2 protein-coding genes are annotated in these 2,037 nt (G+C 60.0%); both read left to right on the top strand.

Annotation, left to right across the window (positions count from 1 at the left end):
* A partial coding sequence (locus HP499_RS23685; RefSeq protein ID WP_305849765.1) for a pyruvate kinase alpha/beta domain-containing protein occupies nucleotides 1-278 on the top strand: 278 nt, incomplete at its 5' end.
* Nucleotides 279-690: 412 nt separating this feature from the next.
* Entirely contained in the window at nucleotides 691-1,200 is a 510-nt protein-coding gene (locus tag HP499_RS23680) for a hypothetical protein (RefSeq protein WP_172326488.1), read from the top strand.
* The last annotated feature ends 837 nt before the right edge of the window (nucleotides 1,201-2,037 follow it).

Genomic DNA, 2,037 nt, shown 5'->3' with positions numbered 1-2,037 from the left:
AGCCGGTTCTGGTTCCCTCCGTGGGCCACACCGACGAGATGACCGCACAGGTTGACAAGAGCCTGCTCCAAATGGATCTGGTGGACGAAGGCGACCTCGTGGTCATCGCTGCCGGTTCCCCTCCAGGCCAGGCCGGTTCCACGAACTCGCTGAAGGTCCACAAGGTGGGCGACCTTGCCGACTCTACGGGGCCAGGACATGCCGCAGGGAACAAGGAAAAGCTCGGCCCTTGGCCGGAAAAGAAGAAGAAACGCCAAGGTGTCGATCAGAGGGCGTGACCCATTGCTGTCAGCCGCCTCTTTGCCGGGGCCCTCTTAATCACCTGCCACCGGGCCACAGCGGGCTACCTTCGGAACCAGCCCGTCTCGGTAGCCTGTACGCGTTTTGGCCGGACCCGGAGCTGCCTTAGGATGATCCGAAACGGCGGCTGCTGACCTACAAAGTTTTGAACCAACCGCCCTCTGGGCAGGTGCCTCGCAAGGGATCGAACAACTGGCCCGAGCTAATCGAGCGGCTGGCTGAAGGAAAAGGATCCTAACCTGCGGCCGTGCCCCAGACGGGGAGAAGCCCTGCACAGCGACGCGCTGTGCAGGGCTTCAGGAGATGGGAATCCAGAGGCTTTGGGCGGCTCTTGCGGCTGCCAATACCGGGGCGTAACGTCCAAATCACAGGTTGATCTTGGAGGCTTCCATGTCCGTGCTGCAACGCCGTGCCATAGTCGCGGCATCTGTCTTGTCGATCGTGCTTCTCGGGCCGGTTTCGAGCGCTAATGCTGAGGAGTTTGAGATCGAATTTCCTGCGGGCGAGTTCTGCCCGGGGTTCGCCGTTCTCGCGAACATCACGGTAAAAGGCTCGGAAAAAACCCTTCTCGGTGACCGATTCTGGCAGCACAACGTCGGCACCGGAGTATTGACTAATGCAGAGTCCGACGAATCATTCACGCAGCGGTCCCGATACGCTTTGGTTGAGACGTACGACGAAGCGACCAATGACGTCCACGTCACCATCAATGGTCGCTACCTGAAAGGGTTCGCCGCTGGCGACATCGGCCTGTCGGGACCGGTGACAGAGACTCAGACCTACAGCGTCGCCGGGCACCAGACCTTCACGTACGATCTCGACACCGACACGACCACCGCGTATTCGCTCGACGGCAAGGTCCTTGCAGACGTCTGTGCCGTGCTGGCAGATGAGAACTAGTTTCCACACAATTAGGTTGGTCTCTGGCCGACGTCATAGTTCGGGCCATTCGGCTGCCTTGTTTCCAACCTTGGGATGTCCCAGTTCCAAGCGGATGTCAATAAACCCCCCCCCCGCGACATTTGTCGATTGCGATAAAGTCGCGAGTTGTTGGTGACTCAAGGAAATATATGACACCAGCCAGCGCGGGGAATTCGATCATCCGGGCGGGTGAGATCGTGGTCAATGTGAAGTGCCGAAGCCTTCCGCTGTTCCACCGAGGCAAATGCATGTCAAAGGAACGGGCGCGACCTTCCCTGGTGTCCATGCGCTTTGTGAGGCAGCTCCCAAATTGGCGGGGCGCGGCCAAAGAAACGGTTCCAGGCCACCCTGCGGTTCAGGTGGTTACGGGGATCTATAGTATCCAGGGGCCGCGGCTGCTTGGCTTGGAGTGGCAACGCGTCGGGCACGGGCATGCGTGTTCAGCGGGCTTCGGAATGGAGAGCGTCATGCTGAGGAAGCTGATGTGCAAACTGAATCTTGGCCATCATTGGCACGTTGAGAGCACGGAAGACGGCAGCCGATACAGGCGCTGCACCCGCTGCGGAAAATATGACAGCGACAGTGACGCCGGTGGCCATGGGGCCATTATGGACATGGGTGGTGGTGGCTGAAGCCTGCGGTCCCGGGGGCTTCTAAAGCTACTTCTTGGAACTTGGTTGCCGGTGGGGTTCTACGAGCGGGGTTGGCAGGATTGTTCAGGGCCGTAGCGGAACCAGTCGGGGAGGGCGGCTGTGAAGGCGTCGCGAACGGCGGGAGTGTTGGTCACCGTCCAATCCACGCGTCCTTTGACCTCGG

This window comes from Paenarthrobacter sp. CM16 (genome assembly GCF_013179505.1).
Lineage (GTDB): Bacteria > Actinomycetota > Actinomycetes > Actinomycetales > Micrococcaceae > Arthrobacter.
This window is presented reverse-complemented; position numbering and strand designations above follow the sequence as displayed.

Excerpts from the sequence above, each read along its gene's own strand:
- HP499_RS23680 (WP_172326488.1), top strand. The coding sequence starts at position 691 with ATGTCCGTGCTGCAACGCCGTGCCATAGTCGCGGCATCTGTCTTGTCG.